A 20,434-nucleotide genomic window follows, 5' to 3' on the forward strand; every position below is an offset into this window, starting at 1 on the left:
GGCTCCCGCAGGATCTCCCGGTGCGCCTCCTGGACGGCGGGTCCCGGGTCGACGCCCAGTTCCTCCACCAGGGTGCTGCGCAGCCGCTGGTACACGGCGAGCGCCTCCGCCTGCCGCCCGGTGCGGTGCAGCACCAGCATCAGCTGCCGGTGGAAGGCCTCGCGCAGCGGGAACTCGCCGGTCAGCGCCGCGAGTTCCGGCCCGATCCCCTCATGGCGGTCGAGCCGCAGCTCGGCCTCGTACTTCCACTCCAGGACGAGCAGCCGCGTCTCGCCGAGCCGCTGGACGAGGGCGGGCTCCCCGTCGGCCGGGTCGTAGAGCCCGCTGAGCGGCGCGCCGCGCCACAGCGCGAGGGCGGCGGCGGTCTCCTCGGCCACCAGCGGCCAGTCGCCCCGGGTGTGCGCGGCGAGCGCCACGCGCGCGTGGGCCTCGAAGACCTGGGTGTCGAGCTCGCCCGGTCCGACCCGCAGGAGGTAGCCCGGCGGCACGGCCCGTACCCGGTCCTCGGAGTCGAGCAGCCGCCGCAGTCGAGCCACGTGGTTGTGCAGGGAGGCGGTGGCGGAGGCGGGCGGCTCGTCGCCCCACAGCGCCAGCTTCAGATCCTCGCTGGGGACGACCCGGCCGGGCCGCATCAGAAGGGCGGTGAGCAGGGACCGGATCTTGCCACTGCCGACGGACTCGCCCCCGACGGTCAGCGGCCCGAGCAGGCCGAACCGCACACACACGCCGACCTCCACCGGTTTCCCCCACTGCCCGTCCACCGGCTGCCCCGTTGACCGTTGGCCACATGTTAGCGATCTGTTGGTGGGCGCTGATTAGATCTTTCCATCGGATCCGGACCGCCGGTGCTCGGTGGACAACCACACTCGGGGGAGTGTCGCCGTCGGAATGGAACCGAAGGACAGAGAGGTCCTCAGGCATCCCAGGTGAATGCCTGGGGACCTCGTCCGTCCGTCCGGAATCGCCTCATTCGCCGCCCGATCCGGGCCTGCACGGCGACGCCGGGCCTCTACACGACGGCCATCGACGGCTCGGCGATTTTGCGCCAATTTTACGCGCACATACAACCTTTGAGCCGCCCGAGCGTCTCAGCCGACCCCTCCGTCGCCCTCGCCGTCGAGCAGTGACGCGACGTACTCCTCAAGCCGTCCGGTCAGCAGCTCGGGCGTCAGGTCCGTGCGCCCGAGCTCCCGCCACGGCCCCGCGACCTTCTCGGCGTCCGGTGCGTAGGCCAGCGCGTCCAGGAGCTGCCAGTGGAGCAGCCCTGCGCCGAGCCGCCCTCCCCCGGCGGTGTACCGCGCCACGAGCTCCCGTGCCGCCCCCGCCCCGTGCAACAGCGCGAGCGCCGTCGAGCAGTGCGCCACATCGAGCGCGGCCGGGCCCCACGACGTCTCCACCCAGTCGACGACCCCGCTGATCCGCAGCCCGTCGCCCGCGCCGCTGAACAGCACGTTCCCGGGGTGGAAGTCCCGGTGCAGGAAGCACCCCTCGTACGGGGGCGGCGGCTGCCGGATGACGTCGACCGCCCGGCGCCAGACGTCGGGCCGCGCGGTGTCCGCAGGAACGCGCACCCGGTCGGGGGAGGTCCAGGCCTCGTACGTACGGGGCCGGTCGGCCTCCGTCACCCGGATCCGGTGAATGTCCAGCAACTGCCGGGCGAGCAGCCCGATCCGCCGCTCCAGGTCGTCCTCGTCGAGCCGTACCGCGCCCTCCAAGCGCGTCATCAGCAGCGAGGGGTGGTCGCAGTGCTCCCCGTGCGGGTCCGCCGCCACGAGTGCGGGCGCGGGCACGTCCGTCCCGGCCAGCAGCCCCAGCACCGCGGCCTCGCGCGCGAGGAGGCCGGCCGCGTGCCTCCGGTAGAAGGGCCTGGCGAAGGACCGCAGCACCACTTCACGTACTGAGGTGGCCTGTTCTGTTCGCACGCCACCCTCCTCCGTAGGTACGCCGTCGTCCCCTTCCGTACGTATGCCGTCAGCCCCCTCCGTACGGACGAGCCGCATCTGGGACGTCCATCCGCCCCGCAGCACCACCGCGTCCCGTACCCGCTCGCCCTCCGGGAGGGACTTGTCGACCCAACGGCGGGTCAGCTCCCAGCCGTCCGCGCCCAGGTCGTCCAGGACCGCGTCCACGAACCGCCCGCGCTCGACCGGATGCTCCCTGAACCACACCCCGAGCCGGTGGTGCGCGCCCCCGAAGGCGAGGCGGGTGAAGCGGGACGCGTTCCCGGCGGCCAGCGCCTGTGTCACGGCCTCCGTGACGGCGTACGGAATGATCTCGTCCACCTCGGGTACGGCCAGGACCACGCGAGTGCGCAGGGCCCGGAAGACGTCCAGCGCGCGCGAGCCGCGCCAGCTGTCGGGCGTACGGAGGATCTCGGTGAAGCGCGACACAGGCGCGCCCGGCGGGGTTCCCGGCGCTCCCGGCTCGGCCCCGAACGGCTCGGACCAGGCCGCGTCCGCGTACACGGCGGGCGCGCACAGCCCGATGCCCGCGACCCGGGAGCCGTAGTGCGCGGCCAGGTCGGCGACGGTCTGGCCGCTCATGCTGAAGCCGGTCAGGACCAGGCTCTGGCCGGGCGGAACGTACGCGTCGACCGCCGCCCGCGCCTGCCGGAAGCGGCGCTCCAGGCTCAGCTCCGCGAGGGCGCCGCTGGAGGCGCCGTGCCCGGAGAAGTCGAGGGAGAGGACGCGGTGGCCGCGGGAGCGGAAGTCCTCCCCCAGCTCCGCGAGCCGCGCCTTGTCGCCGGTTCCCGCGCCGTGCAGCAGGACGACCGTGACGGAGGGGATCACCCCGTCGGGCTCCACCACCGCGCAGCTGATGCGCTCCCCGTCGAACTCCCCGACCAGCTCATCCACTTGGGCCACCTTTCAGCCACTTCCCCTCATGATCTCCAGGCTCCCCAGCCTAGAGTCACGGCCCCGGGTCCCGCCGTGACCTCACGGCGCCGGAGGCAGCGCGCGGCACAGGGCGTCCAGGGCCGCCTGATAGGCGTGGTCGGGCGGAGTGGCGTAGCCGACGACCAGACCGTCCTGAGCGGGCATGGTGGCGTCCGGGTGGCGGTATCCGGCGAGCCCGTCGAGCGCGATCCCCTGCCAGGCCGCGGCCTTCAGGACCGCCCGCTCGGTGCCCGGCGGCAGCCTCAGCACGGCGTGCAGCCCGGCCGCGATCCCGGCCGCCGTGATGTGCGGGGCATGCTCGTCCAGGGCCGCCAGGAGCTGATCGCGGCGGCCTCGGTAGCGCTGCCGCATCCGCCGCACATGCCGGTCGTATCCGCCGCTCTCGACCAGGTCCGCGAGGGTCAGCTGGTCCAGGACGCTCGCCCACGCCTCGCGCTGGCCCTTGGCCGCGAGCACCGGGTCGACGAGCTCCTCGGGCAGCACCATCCAGCCGAGCCGCACCGCCGGCGACAGGCTCTTGCTGACCGAGCCGATGTAGACGACCCGTTCGGGATCGAGCCCCTGCACCGCCCCGACCGGCTCGCGGTCGTAGCGGAACTCGCCGTCGTAGTCGTCCTCCAGGATCACCCGTCCCCGGGCGCGCGCCCAGTCCACGGCGGCCGCGCGGCGCTCCGCGTGCAGCGGCCCGCCGGTCGGGAACTGGTGGGCGGGCGTGAGCAGTACGGCCCGTACGCCCTTGAGCTCCGGCCGCTCGGCCAGCTCCGCCACGCGCGCGCCCTGCTCGTCGAGCCCGACCGGCACGGTCCGTACGCCCGCCGCCGCGAGCAGGGAGCGGTGGAAGCCGAGTCCGTACGACTCCACGGCGAGCGGGCCGCGCAGCACCTGGCCGCCGTAGAGCAGCCGCAGGGCGTGTGCGAAGCCGGAGCAGACCACGATGCGGTCGGGGGTGGTCCGTACGCCCCGCACGCGCGCGAGGTAGCCGGCCAGCGCCCGGCGCAGCTCGATGCGGCCCTGGGGGTCGCCCGGCCCGAAGGCCTCGTTGGGGGCCGCGTTGAGCGCACGGCGGGCCGCCGACAGCCAGGCGCCGCGCGGAAACGATCCGGCGTCCGGCTGCCCCTGCATCAGGTTGTGCGCCGGGGCGGCGGCCCGGCGGGGCACCTTCTTGGGCACGCGCGCGGGCCGTACGGGCTCGGCGCGGGGCGCGACCCGGGTGCCCGAGCCCTGGCGCGCGGTCAGCCAGCCCTCGGCGACGAGCTCGGCGTACGCGTCGGCGACGGTGTTGCGGGCGAGCCCGAGGTCGGCGGCGAGCGAGCGGTAGGGGGGCAGCCGGGTGCCGGGGGCGAGCCGCCCGTCCTGGACGGCGGAGCGCAACGCGCGGATGAGGGCGGCCCGCCGACTGCCGGATCCGGCCAGTTCCACATGGAGGTCGGCACCGATCCGCTCTGCGGAATTGACCCATGAGTCCGCCATGACACCCGCCCTTTCACCTGGTCGCCGACGGTCAAGCCTAGGGGCCGTGGACACCGCCGCAGACCACGTCAAGCTCCACACTTGAACGCTGCCGGGGACTCCGGGAACCGCGAACATCCGCAGCTCCAGCGGGACTTGAGTGACAGCCGAGGTCGCGCCGTACTGGCCAACTGCCCCACCCGTCGGCCGGATTCCGTGGCAGGATGCCGATCCCTCGGGCGCGGGGATCGTGGGGGAGGCAGGTCCGCGGGGCAGCGAAGGACCTCGGGTGATCCCGGAACGGCCGCAGGGCTCAGAGATCGATGAGGCTCACAGGGGAGAGCAAGGCATGATCACACGCAGGTCGTTCATCGGGATGGCGGGGGCCGGAGCCGCGGCCGTTTCCCTGTCGGGGTTCACCACCGCCACCGCCACGACCGCCAGCCAGTGGGACCGGCTGCGCGCGCATCTGACGGGCACGCTGGTGCTGCCGTCCGACTCCTCGTACACGGCGGCCAAGACCGTCGAGTACGGCCAGTACAGCCTCACCAACCCGCAGGCCATCGTGTACGCGGCGAACGCCGACGACGTCACCGCCAGCCTGCTCTTCGGCCAGTACCACGACATCCCGGTGACGGCCCGCAGCGGTGGCCACAGCGGTGGCGGCTTCTCCACCACCACCGGCCTGATCATCGACGTCTCCCGGCTGAACGCGGTGACCGCCGGTTCCGGCACGGCGACCGTCGGCGGCGGTACGCAGCTGGTCGACGTGGTCAACGGCCTCGGCGCGAGCGGCCTGGCCATCCCGGGCGGCATGTTCCCGACCGTCGCGCTCGGCGGCTTCCTCCAGGGCGGCGGCGTCGGCCTGCTCACCCGCCACTCCGGGCTCGGCGCGGACAAGGTGACCTCGGCCAAGGTCGTCCTCGCCAGCGGCCGCCAGGTCACCGCGTCGCCGACCTCCAACCCGGACCTGTACTGGGCGATCCGCGGTGGCGGCGGCGGCAACTTCGGCATCGTGACCCAGTACACGGTCACCCCGACCGCCGTCCCGAACCTGAACGTGGCCGAGCTGCTCTTCAGCTACGACCACGCGGTGGGCGCGATGCACGGCCTCACCCAGTGGCTGGAGACCGCGCCGACCACCTTCGGCAGCCGCTCCAACATCGACCTGTTCGACTCGGCGGCGGGCCACGCCCCGCTGGTGACGCTGCTGGTCACCTCGATCGGCACGCGCGCGGAGTTCGACACCGAGATCGCCCGCCTGATCGCCCTGACGGGCGCGGCCCCGATCCAGCAGAACGTCTACACGGACACCTACAAGTCCGCGATGATGAAGATCTTCGGCTGTGGCTCGTACTCGCAGCAGCAGTGCCACAACAACACCTGGGACCCGGCCAACGGCAAGCTCGCCCCGTTCGGCCACGTCCTGGGCCGCGGCCGGCTGCTGAGCCGATCGCCCTCGGAGACCGAGTGGGCCCGGCTGGTCGGTGTCTTCGACACCGAGCGCACGGCCGGTCACTTCCACAAGTTCGAGATCATGGCGCTGGGCGGCGCAGCGAACAAGGTGTCGCGCACCTCGACGGCGTACGTCCACCGCGACAGCACCCTGCTGATGTCGTACTACACGTTCGCCTTCGGCATCCTGTCGGGCGACGAGCTCGCCTCCGGCCAGCGTTTCGTCGACAACGGCTTCACCGCGGTCGACCCGATCTCGCGGGGCGAGTCCTACCAGAACTTCATCGACCCGGCGCTGACGGACTGGCGCGAGGCGTACTACGGCGAGAACTACAACCGCCTGTCGTACGTGAAGTCCAAGTACGACCCGTACGGGGTGTTCTCGTTCGCGCAGGGCATCGACTGACGGCCGGCCACTGACCGGGCGTCAAGCATCTGCGTCAGGGCGTCACCGTAACGAGTGAAGGCCAGGTCGGAACGCATCCGGCCTGGCCTTTCGTTACCTACCCACAAGAGCACTACTCCTGAGGCAGGTCACCGAGTCGCGGCGAAGGGGGGCTCCACCGTGCCGGTCTCCACGGGCTCGCTCGTCACCACGAGGCGGTGGCGGAGGGTCGGCAGCATGTTGGTCGGGTGGGAAAGACCCCAGACCGTGCCCGCGACGATGAACTCCTTGATACGGGCGCCGGCCCGGCCCGTGATGACGGTGGACGTCATCCGGTCCTCGTGGGTCACGCGCTGGAAGATGGCATCGCGGCGCCCGAGGCTGATGCACTGGGCGACGTAACCGACCGGGGCGTCGGGGACCTTGCGCCCCGTCAGACGCGCGGCCAGGGCGTCGGCGGCCAGCCACGCCATCGGGTTCGCCGTGGCGCAGGCCATCCGCAGCGGCTTGCCGCCCGCTCCGATGGCGAACGCGGCGTCACCGACGGCGTACACATCGGGGTGCGAGACCGAGCGCAGGGTGGCGTCGACGACGATCCGCCCGGTGTCGGACACCTCCAGGGTGCTGGCGGCCGCGATCGGGTGGACCGCGAAACCACCTGTCCAGACGGTCACTTGGGCCGCGATCTCCCCGCCCGCGCCGGTCACCACGCCGTCCGCCCCGACGCGTGCGATGTCGGTCCGCTCGTGGACGGTGACGCCGAGCCGGTCCAGCGCGCCGCGCAGGTGCTTCTGGGCCTTCTCGCTGAGCCAGTCGCCGACGCCGCCGCGGGCGGCGATGGACACCTTGAGCCCCGGGTGGGCTTCGGCGATCTCGGTGGCGGCCTCGATGCCGGTCAGACCACCGCCGACGACGAGTACGGTCCCGCCCGGCGCCAACTCGCCGAGCCGCGCCCGCAGTCGCAGCGCGGCCTGCTTCCCGGCGACGTTGTGGGCGTACTCGGCGACGCCCGGGACACCGTGGTCGGCGAGTGTGCTCCCCAGGGCGTACACGAGGGTGTCGTAACCGAGGGTCCCGCCGCCCTGCTCGCCGCCGAGTTCGACGGTCTTGCGGTCGACGTCGACGGAGGTGACCCACGCCGCCCGGACCCGCACACCCGTACCCGCGAAGAGGTCGCGCAGCGGGCGGCTCGGCAGGTCCTGACCGCTCGCGAGCTGGTGCATCCGTACCCGCTCGACGAAGTCGGGGTCGCCGTTGACCAGGGTGATCTCGACGTCGTCGCGGTGGAGCCGCTTGGCGAGGCGACCGGCGGTGACGGCTCCGGCGTACCCGGCCCCGAGGACGACAATGCGGTGCTTCATGACTCGCTCCTGTCCGGCCCGGCCAGCCTGTCCGGCTTGGCCTGTCTGGCTGCGTGCACCTCCTGAACCGGACAGCCGCGCGATCCCTGACAGGAAACCGCTGTGACGCGGGTCACCACATGACGGCGAGGGGCTGATGCGGTCCCTCCGCCGCCCATTGGCGCGTGATGCGCTCCAGCTTGTCGGGGTTGACCTGGATGTGGAGCGCTCCGACGCGGCCGGGGGTCGTGTCGAGGCAGATGACTCCGGCGACCAGCTCGCCGACCTGGATGAGCACGGCCGGGCTGCCGTTGACGACGGCGACATGGAGGGCGGGGCTGCCACCGGTGTACGCCCGCTTGGCCTCGTTCGGCCGGAACAGGCCCCGCAGGTACCGCGCGATCCCGAGCGCGCCGATGACCGGCGACCTGCGGGCCGAGACCCGGCCGCCGCCGTCGGCGATGCTGACCGCGTCGTCGGTGAGCAGCCGGATCAGCGGCTCGGTGTCGCCGCTGAGGGCCGCCTCCAGGAACTCCTCGACGATCTTCCGCGCGGCGGCCGCGTCGACCTTGCCGCGGGACCGGTCGGCGGTGACGTGCTGCCTGGCCCGCCGGTAGATCTGCTGGCAGTTGGCCTCGGTGAGATCGAGGATCTCCGCGATCTCCCGGTGCGCGTAGCCGAACGCCTCGCGCAGGACGTACACCACGCGCTCATTGGGCGAGAGCCGCTCCATGAGGGTGAGCACTGCGAGGGACACCGACTCGCGCTGCTCGACGGTCTCGGCCGGACCGAGCATCCGGTCCCCGGCCAGGACCGGTTCCGGAAGCCACTCCCCCACATAGGTCTCGCGCCTGACCCGCGCCGAAGTGAGCTGGTTGAGGCAGAGGTTGGTGAGCACCTTCGTCAGCCACGCCTCGGGCGTCTCGATCCGTTCCCGGTCGGCCGCGTGCCACCGCAGGAACGTGTCCTGCACCGCATCCTCGGCGTCCCCGGCCGACCCGAGAAGCCGATAGGCGATCGCCTCCAGGCGACCCCGGTAACCCTCGAACTGATCGACCTCGTACGTACTGAGCGACATCGGCCCATGGTCAGCCATCAGCGCAGGTCACGTCCACCCTTGCCGCCCTCGGACGCCCGGGCCCGCCAGCAGATACTAGCCATGTACATAGTATCCATGTACTGTATCTGCCATGAGTTCAGCAGCGGAGAACGCCACGGCGGGGTTTCTGGTCTGGCGCCTGTCGACGAAGTGGCGGGTGGCCGTCGACCGGGCGGTCGCGCCCCTGGGCCTGACCCACGCCCAGTACGCGCTGATGGGCGCGCTGTACGGCATGCGGCGCTCCGGCCTGCTGCCCAGCCAGCGCCGGCTCGCCGACCACACGGGGCTGGAACCGCTCTACGTCTCCAAGCTCGCCCGGTCCCTGGAAACCGCCGGACTCGTCACCCGCACCCGGGACCCGAACGACCCGCGCGCCATGCTGCTCTCGCTCACCGAGCAGGGAAGCGACGTCGCCCACCGCGCGATCCAGGTGGTCCAGGGGCTCCTCGACCAGTGGCTGGAACCGCTCGGCGGCCAGGACAGCCCGCGCACCCGGCAGTTCACCCGCGAACTGGCGACCCTGCTCGACGTACCTCTTGATCCACTTGATCCACCCACCGAGAACGAGAAGGAGCAGCCATGACCACCACCGCACCCAGGGTCGACGCGCGCGTCATCGCCCTGGCGCACTACGCCGCACGCGCCCTCGCGGAGGGCGTGGTGACCCGCCACGGCGTCACGTTCCACCAGAATGTGACGCTCCGCGCCATCGCGGTCGCGGGTGAATCCATCGGCCGCGACGAGCTCGTCGCCGACGTCACGGGCTCACTGAAGGCCGACGAGTCGTTCGTACGCGCCGTGATCGAGGAGCTGACAGCGGCGGATCTGCTGGAGGAGGACCCGGCGGAGACGACTCGGCTGCGCCTCACGAAGGCCGGCCGCACGCTCTACGGGACCACCACCGCGGAGACCGCCGCGATCGCCGCCCGCCTGTACGCCGACATCCCGCCCGAGGACCTGGCGGTCGCAGGCCGCGTACTGACCCTGGTCACGACCCGGGCGAACGCGGAACTGGCGACCGTCTGAGACCCCGTCCGGCACGGCCCACGCCCCAAACGACCCCGGAAATAGCAAAAGCCCCAGGTCACGGCGAGTGAGTCCTGAGGCTTCTACAGAGCCGCCTTCGGGATTCGAACCCGAGACCTACGCATTACGAGTTGTCCGGGCCTATTCCAGGGAGGTCCATCGACGTCCATCAGCGGGATCGCCGTGCTGGTCAGGCGACGCGCCGGACGTCGATGGACGAGCGCAGACCACGTCGGATTGAGCAGCAATCAAGACTAGAACTGAGACTGGACCTGGCTGTCCGACCCCCTCCGAGCGGAAGGCTCATGGGCACTCCATCAGAGGCCCCTGCGAACGAGCGGAGACTCGCCTGGCCTCACGAGCCGAGCCACTTCCGGCTCTCGTAGAGGTAAGCCACCACGCCGGACGGGACCGACCCCACAGGGCAGTTACGTGCACAAACAGCACATAACACCCTATTCAAGTCCACCATCGGGGGTTATCTGCATAACACCGCACACCAGGACTCGCAGTCGGAGTAAAGTCCAGGCAGCCCAAGGCCGCCATTCGGCGACCTCCAGTTCGCGAGGTATTTTATGAGCCGCCAGATCCAACTCGAAGAGGTAACTTCCGCACTAGAGATCGCTCTGGGTGTATCGGCCCTGGAGCCGTTGGCCCAGGGAGGTCAGAAGTTCGTCTTCGGTTGCAAGCTGGAAACGGCCCTGGCTGTGGTCAAGGTAGTAATGCTACCGACCGGGCCGGACTATCTCTATGTTTTGGAGCGCGCGCAACGTGAAGTCGAAGTGCTCGCAGCAATCGAGTCACCCCGCGTAGTCCGCGTGCTCAGCGAAGTTGTTGAGCTCGAATTCAGCGGGGGCGTTCGCGCTGTCGCGTGGGTCGAGGAACGCCTCGACGGATGCGATATCAGAGATGCTCTCGACAAGACGTGGAGCTACGACCGATGCGCCCGCATGCTGGTTCACATGAGCGAAGCACTCTCCGCACTTCATGACATCGATGTGGTCCATCGAGACCTAAGCCCAGCCAATATCCGCGAACTGAGTACGGGATCATTCGTGCTCATGGATCCGGGCCTCGCCCGTCATCTCGCAAAGAGTGCACTGACAGGTGTCTTTCAACCCGGAACACCCGGCCATCGGAGTCCGGAACACATCCCCGGCGGCGATATCCAGCCCGTCAGCGATATCTTCGCTCTCGGAATTCTTGCCTATCAGGCGTTGACCGGCGCACTACCGATTGACCCCTCAGGCCCCGAAGACGACTACTATCGACGCCTTCGCGATCACGACAGCCCCCTGATTGAAACCTCCCGTCACGACGTTCCGGCTCCATTGCGTGACGTCATCAATCGTTGCTTGAAGCGTCAACCTGCCCGACGATTCTTGGACGGTCTCGAACTCCTCGAAGAACTTGAGAAGCACGGCGAAGTATTCGGCCCTTACTTCATGAACGCGTCGCTCTAGGGGGAACGGTGGCACTTCTGATCCAGGACGGACGGCGAAGCGGTCATCTTAAGTGGACCGTTGAAGCGGTTCAGCGCCGATGCGCCGATGGTGCAATCATCAGCACCTTTTGCACTCCGCGGATTCCCCGCCCAAGGCAGCGAGATGCGGCCGCAGTTGTTGAGGCCTTGGGAAGCGCTGAAGTTCTTCTCGATCCCATGACGCACGCACGGCTACTGAGCGGCACTAACAAGGTCGAGGACTACGATACGTGGAGCCTCTGGGGTAACTCCGGAGTTGGACTGGACACCACCGCTCGGCGTCTCGAGCACATCGAGCGGGTGTTCCGCCACCAGAGCGACCTGGGTTTGCCCAAGCTCGCCCCCACGCTGGCGGTTACATCGGGGCGGTCGACGGAAGCTGACCACGCAGTCGAGACAGCCCGCGTAGCCAGAGGCCTCGACCGGAGCTGCTATCAGAGTCTCGTCGGGACCACCGACTTCTTCGCTTCGGGCACGGACCTAGACGCGCACGTCGGCCGTTTGGCCGGGTTGCGCGCTGGCACCTGGGTCGTCACGTTGGTTCCGGCCGCCAGTACCAACCTGCTTGCTGACCTAGCGGCATCGACGTCCGCATTGACTGGTTGGCTGAGGACCATCCATTCCCTGAGCGTGCGAAGCCGTGTGATCGTCCAGAACGCTGACTTCCTAGGCTTGCTGGCCGCCGCAGCAGGAGCGGACACGGTAGGAAGCGGCTGGGATAGGTCCATGAAAATCTTCGACGCCAGTAGCTACCAAGTATCGACGCCTGCGCCACGCCGGCCCGCCTCTTATGTGACTCAGAGAGGACTGGTCGCAGTCCTACGACGGTCAATCGCGGATGACATTCAGCGACTCGACCCGAGTAGAGCACAAGAGCTTCGCGGTGGCCCCATGCCTCTGGATGATGCGCACCAACGCGTACATCACCTGCGCATTATCAAAGAATTTGTATCAGACGTGTACCAATTGCATGGCCATGAAGAGGCCGTGTCAATTCTGCGAACCATCTACAGAGATGCGCTCGACGGATACAGGTGGCTGGACTCCCAGGTCGCAGGACTAGTATCAGCGTCCGAGCGGGATACCTGGGTGAATCACCCATTTCAAGCCCTCGAAGAATACGCTAAGGCTGAGGGTATCTGACAGGTGAGAAGCTGAGCGCAGCAACAAAGTGTTCGCTGCCTCGTAGGCGATTCGCGCGATCCAGCTTGCAGATCTTCGGGCGAACAATCCATTGATCTTCACAGGCCAACCCAATATTTAGCCTGTGGGCAGCCGAGATCAATGGCTCACGATTTTTCGGCATCCGACTGAGGACCAGGGCGCTCGCATTGCACCATGCCCTGTATCGAAACGCTTGCCGCACACCCTTTCGCCAATCATCAACTTTAGCTTCTAGGGCGTAAATATTCCCGACCGGCTCAAGCGACTCCGCCCTATAGAAAAGGCCACCTCTGGTCAGCACGGCACCGGTCTCGCTTAGATTCCGCAAGCCCTGAGAGACCGCCCTGTCACTGCGTCCCACTCTCGATTTAATGGTTTCGACGGTGAGACCCTGGCGCGGGTTCAGAGCCGCGACAATCTCGATGTCGATCTCGCGCAAGATGGGCGGAATCCTGGAGTTCAGACGCCTAGCTAGCCTCGCCCCCGATCCTGGGAGAGCGAGCAAGTCAGGGACGCCCACAGGACCAGGAACCTCAGCCATCATTACGACCCCCGGAGAGGAACGGGGAAGGCTTCGCGCCAAAGCTCGCAAGGCGGGGTCGAGCGCTGTCTCTTTCGTCGGGCTGAAGCGCACTCCAGCCGAACTAGTCATGCTTTGATACTCGAAGTTCCCTTCGAGTGCACGGTAAATGTTCTGCGAAAAGGCAGTCGACGTGAGCATCTTCCAAATCTAGCAAGCGCCTCTGACACCGAAGCACCAGACCACCTTTGTCGCAGCCCGGAGCCAGAGACTCCACTGCTTACAGCTTATGAGCTGCCGTACCTAGAGCGCGCAGTCGGAGGTCGGCGACGGAGAACCGAACGAGTCGCCCTCAGGCCGCGAAACGCAGCCTCTCGGGCTTCGGAGTGCGGTCCGCGAACCCGTGGTCAGCCCGCCGCGCAGCCCTCTGTCCAAGCCAGCCGGAAACTCTGGGGCCGCCGTTCACTGCCCCCCCTTCCCGAACCGTGCGTACGTGCGTGAAGCCGTGCGAGAGGTAGTACCGCTGAAGGGCCTCATTCGCAGTCCAAGCGTCCAGCCGAAGCCACTGTGCACCTGCGCAACGCGCACGATCGCCGGCCCAGTCGAGCAGTCGGCCACCCAAGTCCTGTCCCGCGTACTCGCGAGCAACAGTGAGCTTGTTGACGAACATCGATGGCTCGGCCAGTTCACCGTCCGTCCACAGCCCTTCTTCGGCATCCGGGGTGAGCGTGATTGTGCCAGCAGTCGCGTGCCCGTCACGGAGCATGAAGACGGTCCCGGCCTCAATCGTCGCCAACAGCTTGTCGGCGGGATACGGACGGCTCCACTGGTCGGACCCCAACTTCCGCAACCAACCTGCCGCCTCTTCGCGGAAGGCGAGCAACTTGGTCAGGTCGTGAGGTTCCGCAAGAGTGATGATCACGCGTTCTCGCTTCGGGCGGACAGTTCGCCGATCTCGTAGTTCATGCGGTTCAGGTCCCCTCGGAACGTCGTGATCGTGCATCGGATCGGACGGTCTGCCGAGTAGCCCGTGCGCGTCCAGATCATCACTGGCACTCCAGCTCCGATCTCCAGGAGACGAGCCTCATCAGGCGTGGGCATCCGAGCGGCGATCTCGTCGAAATAGCCGACTTGCTCGATCCCTCGCGACGCGAGGTAGCGGGTCGTGCCCTCTTCGATGTCTCCCGGCTCAGCCAGACGCGGCGAAACGTCGACCAGCCACGACGGATAGTAGGTCGCCTGCGTGGACCACGGGACGTCGTCAACGTAGCGATGACAAAACCGCAATACAGCCTTCGTACCTGCGGGGACCTTAAGCCGTTCTGCAACGTCGTTCGATGCCGGCAGCATCTCCACACGGAAGGTCTGATGGGGCTGACGGCCGGCGTTCGTGACGTCTGTGCTGTAAGCATCCCCGTTCTGCGGGAAGGTCAGGTTCTCGAAACGAGACGCGTTCAGTTCGAACACCTCGTGGGACTTGACCTCGTACCCAAGCCCCTGGCTGGACGTGATCAGGCCTTCACTGACCAGCAGGCCTAGACCGTTGCGGATCGTGTTCCTGGATGCGTCGAACCGCTGCTGAAGGTCGTTCTCGGAGGGCAGCCGCGCCCCTGGCGCATAGGTGCCGTTGTCGATCTCGCGGCGCAGGGCGTCAGCGACTTGCCGGTACTTCGGCTGCTTGGTCATAGCCCCATCATGACGCACTCGCGCAACTTGTTGGTACATGTAGCCCCAACCCCCTTGACGCCTCACTGTCCGCAGGTGCAGCATCACTGCATCGGCTTGTACCAACAAGCTGGGCAGGTGGTGCAACACCATCGTGTGTGGCACCTGACTGCACTGCCAGTGCTCGGTGAGTACCCGTGAAGACGGGAGCCCCTGATCAGGGGTTACCAGGCTCATCGGAGCGGCCGTTCTTTGACAACTGAATGGGGATCACGCCGCCTCTCCTCGGCCAAGTAGGCGGCCACGCGGGCCTCTCGCGTGACGTACAGCGCTACCCCAACCCTCCGCAATCTGCTGCGGGCCGGTTGCCTCCCCTGCCCGTCCGGCCCGTGTGGTCGTACGGGCGGGGTTGAGGGGAGCCGGAACATCCCTTCGTTTCCAAGCCCCGACCCCGCTGTACGGGGGCCGCGACGGCGCCGGATCGAATCCGGCCCGGGGCGCTGGCCGCACCTGTGGCCCGCCGCACCGCTCGCGTGTGGCTTCCACTTCAACGGCACGCGGCCCCCGGGCTCCCAACACCCGGGCCGCCTTCCAGCCGCACCCCGGAAATAGCAAAAGCCCCAGGTCACGGCGAGTGAGTCCTGAGGCTTCTACAGAGCCGCCTTCGGGATTCGAACCCGAGACCTACGCATTACGAGTTGTCCGGGCCTATTCCAGGGAGGTCCATCGACGTCCATCAGCGGGATCGCCGTGCTGGTCAGGCGACGCGCCGGACGTCGATGGACGAGCGCAGACCACGTCGGATTGAGCAGCAATCAAGACTAGAACTGAGACTGGACCTGGCTGTCCGACCCCCTCCGAGCGGAAGGCTCATGGGCACTCCATCAGAGGCCCCTGCGAACGAGCGGAGACTCGCCTGGCCTCACGAGCCGAGCCACTTCCGGCTCTCGTAGAGGTAAGCCACCACGCCGGACGGGACCGACCCCACAGGGCAGTTACGTGCACAAACAGCACATAACACCCTATTCAAGTCCACCATCGGGGGTTATCTGCATAACACCGCACACCAGGACTCGCAGTCGGAGTAAAGTCCAGGCAGCCCAAGGCCGCCATTCGGCGACCTCCAGTTCGCGAGGTATTTTATGAGCCGCCAGATCCAACTCGAAGAGGTAACTTCCGCACTAGAGATCGCTCTGGGTGTATCGGCCCTGGAGCCGTTGGCCCAGGGAGGTCAGAAGTTCGTCTTCGGTTGCAAGCTGGAAACGGCCCTGGCTGTGGTCAAGGTAGTAATGCTACCGACCGGGCCGGACTATCTCTATGTTTTGGAGCGCGCGCAACGTGAAGTCGAAGTGCTCGCAGCAATCGAGTCACCCCGCGTAGTCCGCGTGCTCAGCGAAGTTGTTGAGCTCGAATTCAGCGGGGGCGTTCGCGCTGTCGCGTGGGTCGAGGAACGCCTCGACGGATGCGATATCAGAGATGCTCTCGACAAGACGTGGAGCTACGACCGATGCGCCCGCATGCTGGTTCACATGAGCGAAGCACTCTCCGCACTTCATGACATCGATGTGGTCCATCGAGACCTAAGCCCAGCCAATATCCGCGAACTGAGTACGGGATCATTCGTGCTCATGGATCCGGGCCTCGCCCGTCATCTCGCAAAGAGTGCACTGACAGGTGTCTTTCAACCCGGAACACCCGGCCATCGGAGTCCGGAACACATCCCCGGCGGCGATATCCAGCCCGTCAGCGATATCTTCGCTCTCGGAATTCTTGCCTATCAGGCGTTGACCGGCGCACTACCGATTGACCCCTCAGGCCCCGAAGACGACTACTATCGACGCCTTCGCGATCACGACAGCCCCCTGATTGAAACCTCCCGTCACGACGTTCCGGCTCCATTGCGTGACGTCATCAATCGTTGCTTGAAGCGTCAACCTGCCCGACGATTCTTGGACGGTCTCGAACTCCTCGAAGAACTTGAGAAGCACGGCGAAGTATTCGGCCCTTACTTCATGAACGCGTCGCTCTAGGGGGAACGGTGGCACTTCTGATCCAGGACGGACGGCGAAGCGGTCATCTTAAGTGGACCGTTGAAGCGGTTCAGCGCCGATGCGCCGATGGTGCAATCATCAGCACCTTTTGCACTCCGCGGATTCCCCGCCCAAGGCAGCGAGATGCGGCCGCAGTTGTTGAGGCCTTGGGAAGCGCTGAAGTTCTTCTCGATCCCATGACGCACGCACGGCTACTGAGCGGCACTAACAAGGTCGAGGACTACGATACGTGGAGCCTCTGGGGTAACTCCGGAGTTGGACTGGACACCACCGCTCGGCGTCTCGAGCACATCGAGCGGGTGTTCCGCCACCAGAGCGACCTGGGTTTGCCCAAGCTCGCCCCCACGCTGGCGGTTACATCGGGGCGGTCGACGGAAGCTGACCACGCAGTCGAGACAGCCCGCGTAGCCAGAGGCCTCGACCGGAGCTGCTATCAGAGTCTCGTCGGGACCACCGACTTCTTCGCTTCGGGCACGGACCTAGACGCGCACGTCGGCCGTTTGGCCGGGTTGCGCGCTGGCACCTGGGTCGTCACGTTGGTTCCGGCCGCCAGTACCAACCTGCTTGCTGACCTAGCGGCATCGACGTCCGCATTGACTGGTTGGCTGAGGACCATCCATTCCCTGAGCGTGCGAAGCCGTGTGATCGTCCAGAACGCTGACTTCCTAGGCTTGCTGGCCGCCGCAGCAGGAGCGGACACGGTAGGAAGCGGCTGGGATAGGTCCATGAAAATCTTCGACGCCAGTAGCTACCAAGTATCGACGCCTGCGCCACGCCGGCCCGCCTCTTATGTGACTCAGAGAGGACTGGTCGCAGTCCTACGACGGTCAATCGCGGATGACATTCAGCGACTCGACCCGAGTAGAGCACAAGAGCTTCGCGGTGGCCCCATGCCTCTGGATGATGCGCACCAACGCGTACATCACCTGCGCATTATCAAAGAATTTGTATCAGACGTGTACCAATTGCATGGCCATGAAGAGGCCGTGTCAATTCTGCGAACCATCTACAGAGATGCGCTCGACGGATACAGGTGGCTGGACTCCCAGGTCGCAGGACTAGTATCAGCGTCCGAGCGGGATACCTGGGTGAATCACCCATTTCAAGCCCTCGAAGAATACGCTAAGGCTGAGGGTATCTGACAGGTGAGAAGCTGAGCGCAGCAACAAAGTGTTCGCTGCCTCGTAGGCGATTCGCGCGATCCAGCTTGCAGATCTTCGGGCGAACAATCCATTGATCTTCACAGGCCAACCCAATATTTAGCCTGTGGGCAGCCGAGATCAATGGCTCACGATTTTTCGGCATCCGACTGAGGACCAGGGCGCTCGCATTGCACCATGCCCTGTATCGAAACGCTTGCCGCACACCCTTTCGCCAATCATCAACTTTAGCTTCTAGGGCGTAAATATTCCCGACCGGCTCAAGCGACTCCGCCCTATAGAAAAGGCCACCTCTGGTCAGCACGGCACCGGTCTCGCTTAGATTCCGCAAGCCCTGAGAGACCGCCCTGTCACTGCGTCCCACTCTCGATTTAATGGTTTCGACGGTGAGACCCTGGCGCGGGTTCAGAGCCGCGACAATCTCGATGTCGATCTCGCGCAAGATGGGCGGAATCCTGGAGTTCAGACGCCTAGCTAGCCTCGCCCCCGATCCTGGGAGAGCGAGCAAGTCAGGGACGCCCACAGGACCAGGAACCTCAGCCATCATTACGACCCCCGGAGAGGAACGGGGAAGGCTTCGCGCCAAAGCTCGCAAGGCGGGGTCGAGCGCTGTCTCTTTCGTCGGGCTGAAGCGCACTCCAGCCGAACTAGTCATGCTTTGATACTCGAAGTTCCCTTCGAGTGCACGGTAAATGTTCTGCGAAAAGGCAGTCGACGTGAGCATCTTCCAAATCTAGCAAGCGCCTCTGACACCGAAGCACCAGACCACCTTTGTCGCAGCCCGGAGCCAGAGACTCCACTGCTTACAGCTTATGAGCTGCCGTACCTAGAGCGCGCAGTCGGAGGTCGGCGACGGAGAACCGAACGAGTCGCCCTCAGGCCGCGAAACGCAGCCTCTCGGGCTTCGGAGTGCGGTCCGCGAACCCGTGGTCAGCCCGCCGCGCAGCCCTCTGTCCAAGCCAGCCGGAAACTCTGGGGCCGCCGTTCACTGCCCCCCCTTCCCGAACCGTGCGTACGTGCGTGAAGCCGTGCGAGAGGTAGTACCGCTGAAGGGCCTCATTCGCAGTCCAAGCGTCCAGCCGAAGCCACTGTGCACCTGCGCAACGCGCACGATCGCCGGCCCAGTCGAGCAGTCGGCCACCCAAGTCCTGTCCCGCGTACTCGCGAGCAACAGTGAGCTTGTTGACGAACATCGATGGCTCGGCCAGTTCACCGTCCGTCCACAGCCCTTCTTCGGCATCCGGGGTGAGCGTGATTGTGCCAGCAGTCGCGTGCCCGTCACGGAGCATGAAGACGGTCCCGGCCTCAATCGTCGCCAACAGCTTGTCGGCGGGATACGGACGGCTCCACTGGTCGGACCCCAACTTCCGCAACCAACCTGCCGCCTCTTCGCGGAAGGCGAGCAACTTGGTCAGGTCGTGAGGTTCCGCAAGAGTGATGATCACGCGTTCTCGCTTCGGGCGGACAGTTCGCCGATCTCGTAGTTCATGCGGTTCAGGTCCCCTCGGAACGTCGTGATCGTGCATCGGATCGGACGGTCTGCCGAGTAGCCCGTGCGCGTCCAGATCATCACTGGCACTCCAGCTCCGATCTCCAGGAGACGAGCCTCATCAGGCGTGGGCATCCGAGCGGCGATCTCGTCGAAATAGCCGACTTGCTCGATCCCTCGCGACGCGAGGTAGCGGGTCGTGCCCTCTTCGATGTCTCCCGGCTCAGCCAGACGCGGCGAAACGTCGACCAGCCACGACGGATAGTAGGTCGCCTGCGTGGACCACGGGACGTCGTCAACGTAGCGATGACAAAACCGCAATACAGCCTTCGTACCTGCGGGGACCTTAAGCCGTTCTGCAACGTCGTTCGATGCCGGCAGCATCTCCACACGGAAGGTCTGATGGGGCTGACGGCCGGCGTTCGTGACGTCTGTGCTGTAAGCATCCCCGTTCTGCGGGAAGGTCAGGTTCTCGAAACGAGACGCGTTCAGTTCGAACACCTCGTGGGACTTGACCTCGTACCCAAGCCCCTGGCTGGACGTGATCAGGCCTTCACTGACCAGCAGGCCTAGACCGTTGCGGATCGTGTTCCTGGATGCGTCGAACCGCTGCTGAAGGTCGTTCTCGGAGGGCAGCCGCGCCCCTGGCGCATAGGTGCCGTTGTCGATCTCGCGGCGCAGGGCGTCAGCGACTTGCCGGTACTTCGGCTGCTTGGTCATAGCCCCATCATGACGCACTCGCGCAACTTGTTGGTACATGTAGCCCCAACCCCCTTGACGCCTCACTGTCCGCAGGTGCAGCATCACTGCATCGGCTTGTACCAACAAGCTGGGCAGGTGGTGCAACACCATCGTGTGTGGCACCTGACTGCACTGCCAGTGCTCGGTGAGTACCCGTGAAGACGGGAGCCCCTGATCAGGGGTTACCAGGCTCATCGGAGCGGCCGTTCTTTGACAACTGAATGGGGATCACGCCGCCTCTCCTCGGCCAAGTAGGCGGCCACGCGGGCCTCTCGCGTGACGTACAGCGCTACCCCAACCCTCCGCAATCTGCTGCGGGCCGGTTGCCTCCCCTGCCCGTCCGGCCCGTGTGGTCGTACGGGCGGGGTTGAGGGGAGCCGGAACATCCCTTCGTTTCCAAGCCCCGACCCCGCTGTACGGGGGCCGCGACGGCGCCGGATCGAATCCGGCCCGGGGCGCTGGCCGCACCTGTGGCCCGCCGCACCGCTCGCGTGTGGCTTCCACTTCAAC

At 66.6% G+C, this 20,434-nt stretch carries 16 protein-coding genes; 5 read left to right on the plus strand and 11 right to left on the minus strand.

The window, feature by feature from the left end; genetic code table 11:
• The 3 genes from A8W25_RS05750 to A8W25_RS05760 form a co-directional block, all read right to left on the minus strand.
• On the minus strand, positions 1-761 hold a 761-nt coding region (locus tag A8W25_RS05750; RefSeq protein ID WP_420708409.1), incomplete at its 3' end, for an AfsR/SARP family transcriptional regulator.
• A 327-nt stretch (positions 762-1,088) separates the two neighbouring features.
• On the minus strand, positions 1,089-2,855 hold the full coding sequence (locus A8W25_RS05755; RefSeq protein WP_079125845.1) for an alpha/beta fold hydrolase: 1,767 nt from the start codon (positions 2,853-2,855) through the stop codon (positions 1,089-1,091).
• A gap of 81 nt (positions 2,856-2,936) precedes the next feature.
• Complete coding sequence (locus tag A8W25_RS05760; protein WP_067156994.1) at positions 2,937-4,367, minus strand: PLP-dependent aminotransferase family protein; 1,431 nt, start codon at positions 4,365-4,367, stop codon at positions 2,937-2,939.
• 328 nt (positions 4,368-4,695) lie between these two features.
• Here A8W25_RS05760 and A8W25_RS05765 point away from each other — a divergent pair, with 328 nt between their 5' ends.
• Positions 4,696-6,207, plus strand: coding sequence for an FAD-binding oxidoreductase (locus A8W25_RS05765; protein WP_079125846.1), 1,512 nt, complete (start codon positions 4,696-4,698; stop codon positions 6,205-6,207).
• Between the two features lie 128 nt (positions 6,208-6,335).
• Here A8W25_RS05765 and A8W25_RS05770 read toward each other — a convergent pair whose 3' ends face one another.
• A complete protein-coding gene (locus A8W25_RS05770; protein WP_067156998.1) occupies positions 6,336-7,547 on the minus strand; it encodes an NAD(P)/FAD-dependent oxidoreductase in 1,212 nt (403 codons plus the stop codon).
• A 112-nt stretch (positions 7,548-7,659) separates the two neighbouring features.
• On the minus strand, positions 7,660-8,604 hold the full coding sequence (locus A8W25_RS05775) for an RNA polymerase sigma-70 factor (protein WP_067157001.1): 945 nt from the start codon (positions 8,602-8,604) through the stop codon (positions 7,660-7,662).
• Positions 8,605-8,716: 112 nt separating this feature from the next.
• Here A8W25_RS05775 and A8W25_RS05780 point away from each other — a divergent pair, with 112 nt between their 5' ends.
• From A8W25_RS05780 to A8W25_RS31985, 3 genes are all read left to right on the plus strand, one after another.
• Positions 8,717-9,208 carry a MarR family winged helix-turn-helix transcriptional regulator gene (locus A8W25_RS05780; protein ID WP_067157004.1) on the plus strand — a complete coding sequence of 164 codons (492 nt, stop codon included), beginning with the start codon at positions 8,717-8,719 and terminating at the stop codon, positions 9,206-9,208.
• Positions 9,205-9,651 (plus strand): winged helix DNA-binding protein, encoded by a 447-nt coding sequence (locus tag A8W25_RS05785; protein ID WP_067157007.1) that lies wholly within the window; start codon positions 9,205-9,207, stop codon positions 9,649-9,651. The genes A8W25_RS05780 and A8W25_RS05785 overlap by 4 nt, the downstream gene beginning before the upstream one ends.
• A gap of 575 nt (positions 9,652-10,226) precedes the next feature.
• Positions 10,227-11,114: a serine/threonine-protein kinase gene (locus A8W25_RS31985; RefSeq protein WP_079125847.1), complete on the plus strand. Its 888-nt coding sequence runs from the start codon at positions 10,227-10,229 to the stop codon at positions 11,112-11,114.
• A gap of 1,143 nt (positions 11,115-12,257) precedes the next feature.
• On the opposite strand, the gene A8W25_RS33850 is transcribed toward A8W25_RS31985, so the two are convergent.
• The 3 genes from A8W25_RS33850 to A8W25_RS05800 form a co-directional block, all read right to left on the minus strand.
• On the minus strand, positions 12,258-12,737 hold the full coding sequence (locus tag A8W25_RS33850; RefSeq protein ID WP_158942418.1) for a hypothetical protein: 480 nt from the start codon (positions 12,735-12,737) through the stop codon (positions 12,258-12,260).
• 433 nt (positions 12,738-13,170) lie between these two features.
• Entirely contained in the window at positions 13,171-13,740 is a 570-nt protein-coding gene (locus A8W25_RS05795) for a GNAT family N-acetyltransferase (protein ID WP_067157013.1), read from the minus strand.
• Positions 13,737-14,504, minus strand: coding sequence for a GntR family transcriptional regulator (locus tag A8W25_RS05800; protein WP_067157017.1), 768 nt, complete (start codon positions 14,502-14,504; stop codon positions 13,737-13,739). The genes A8W25_RS05795 and A8W25_RS05800 overlap by 4 nt, the downstream gene beginning before the upstream one ends.
• A gap of 1,121 nt (positions 14,505-15,625) precedes the next feature.
• On the opposite strand from A8W25_RS05800, the gene A8W25_RS31990 reads away from it, so the two are divergent.
• On the plus strand, positions 15,626-16,513 hold the full coding sequence (locus tag A8W25_RS31990) for a serine/threonine-protein kinase (protein ID WP_079125847.1): 888 nt from the start codon (positions 15,626-15,628) through the stop codon (positions 16,511-16,513).
• A 1,143-nt stretch (positions 16,514-17,656) separates the two neighbouring features.
• Here A8W25_RS31990 and A8W25_RS33855 read toward each other — a convergent pair.
• The 3 genes from A8W25_RS33855 to A8W25_RS05815 all read right to left on the minus strand — a co-directional run bounded on the left by A8W25_RS33855 (position 17,657) and on the right by A8W25_RS05815 (position 19,903).
• Positions 17,657-18,136 (minus strand): hypothetical protein, encoded by a 480-nt coding sequence (locus A8W25_RS33855; protein ID WP_158942418.1) that lies wholly within the window; start codon positions 18,134-18,136, stop codon positions 17,657-17,659.
• A gap of 433 nt (positions 18,137-18,569) precedes the next feature.
• Positions 18,570-19,139 carry a GNAT family N-acetyltransferase gene (locus A8W25_RS05810; protein WP_067157013.1) on the minus strand — a complete coding sequence of 190 codons (570 nt, stop codon included), beginning with the start codon at positions 19,137-19,139 and terminating at the stop codon, positions 18,570-18,572.
• On the minus strand, positions 19,136-19,903 hold the full coding sequence (locus A8W25_RS05815; RefSeq protein ID WP_067157017.1) for a GntR family transcriptional regulator: 768 nt from the start codon (positions 19,901-19,903) through the stop codon (positions 19,136-19,138). Before A8W25_RS05815 ends, A8W25_RS05810 begins: the two co-directional genes overlap by 4 nt.
• Between the last annotated feature and the right edge of the window lie 531 nt (positions 19,904-20,434).

It is taken from the genome of Streptomyces sp. ERV7 (assembly GCF_001653515.1).
Taxonomy (GTDB): Bacteria; Actinomycetota; Actinomycetes; order Streptomycetales; family Streptomycetaceae; genus Streptomyces.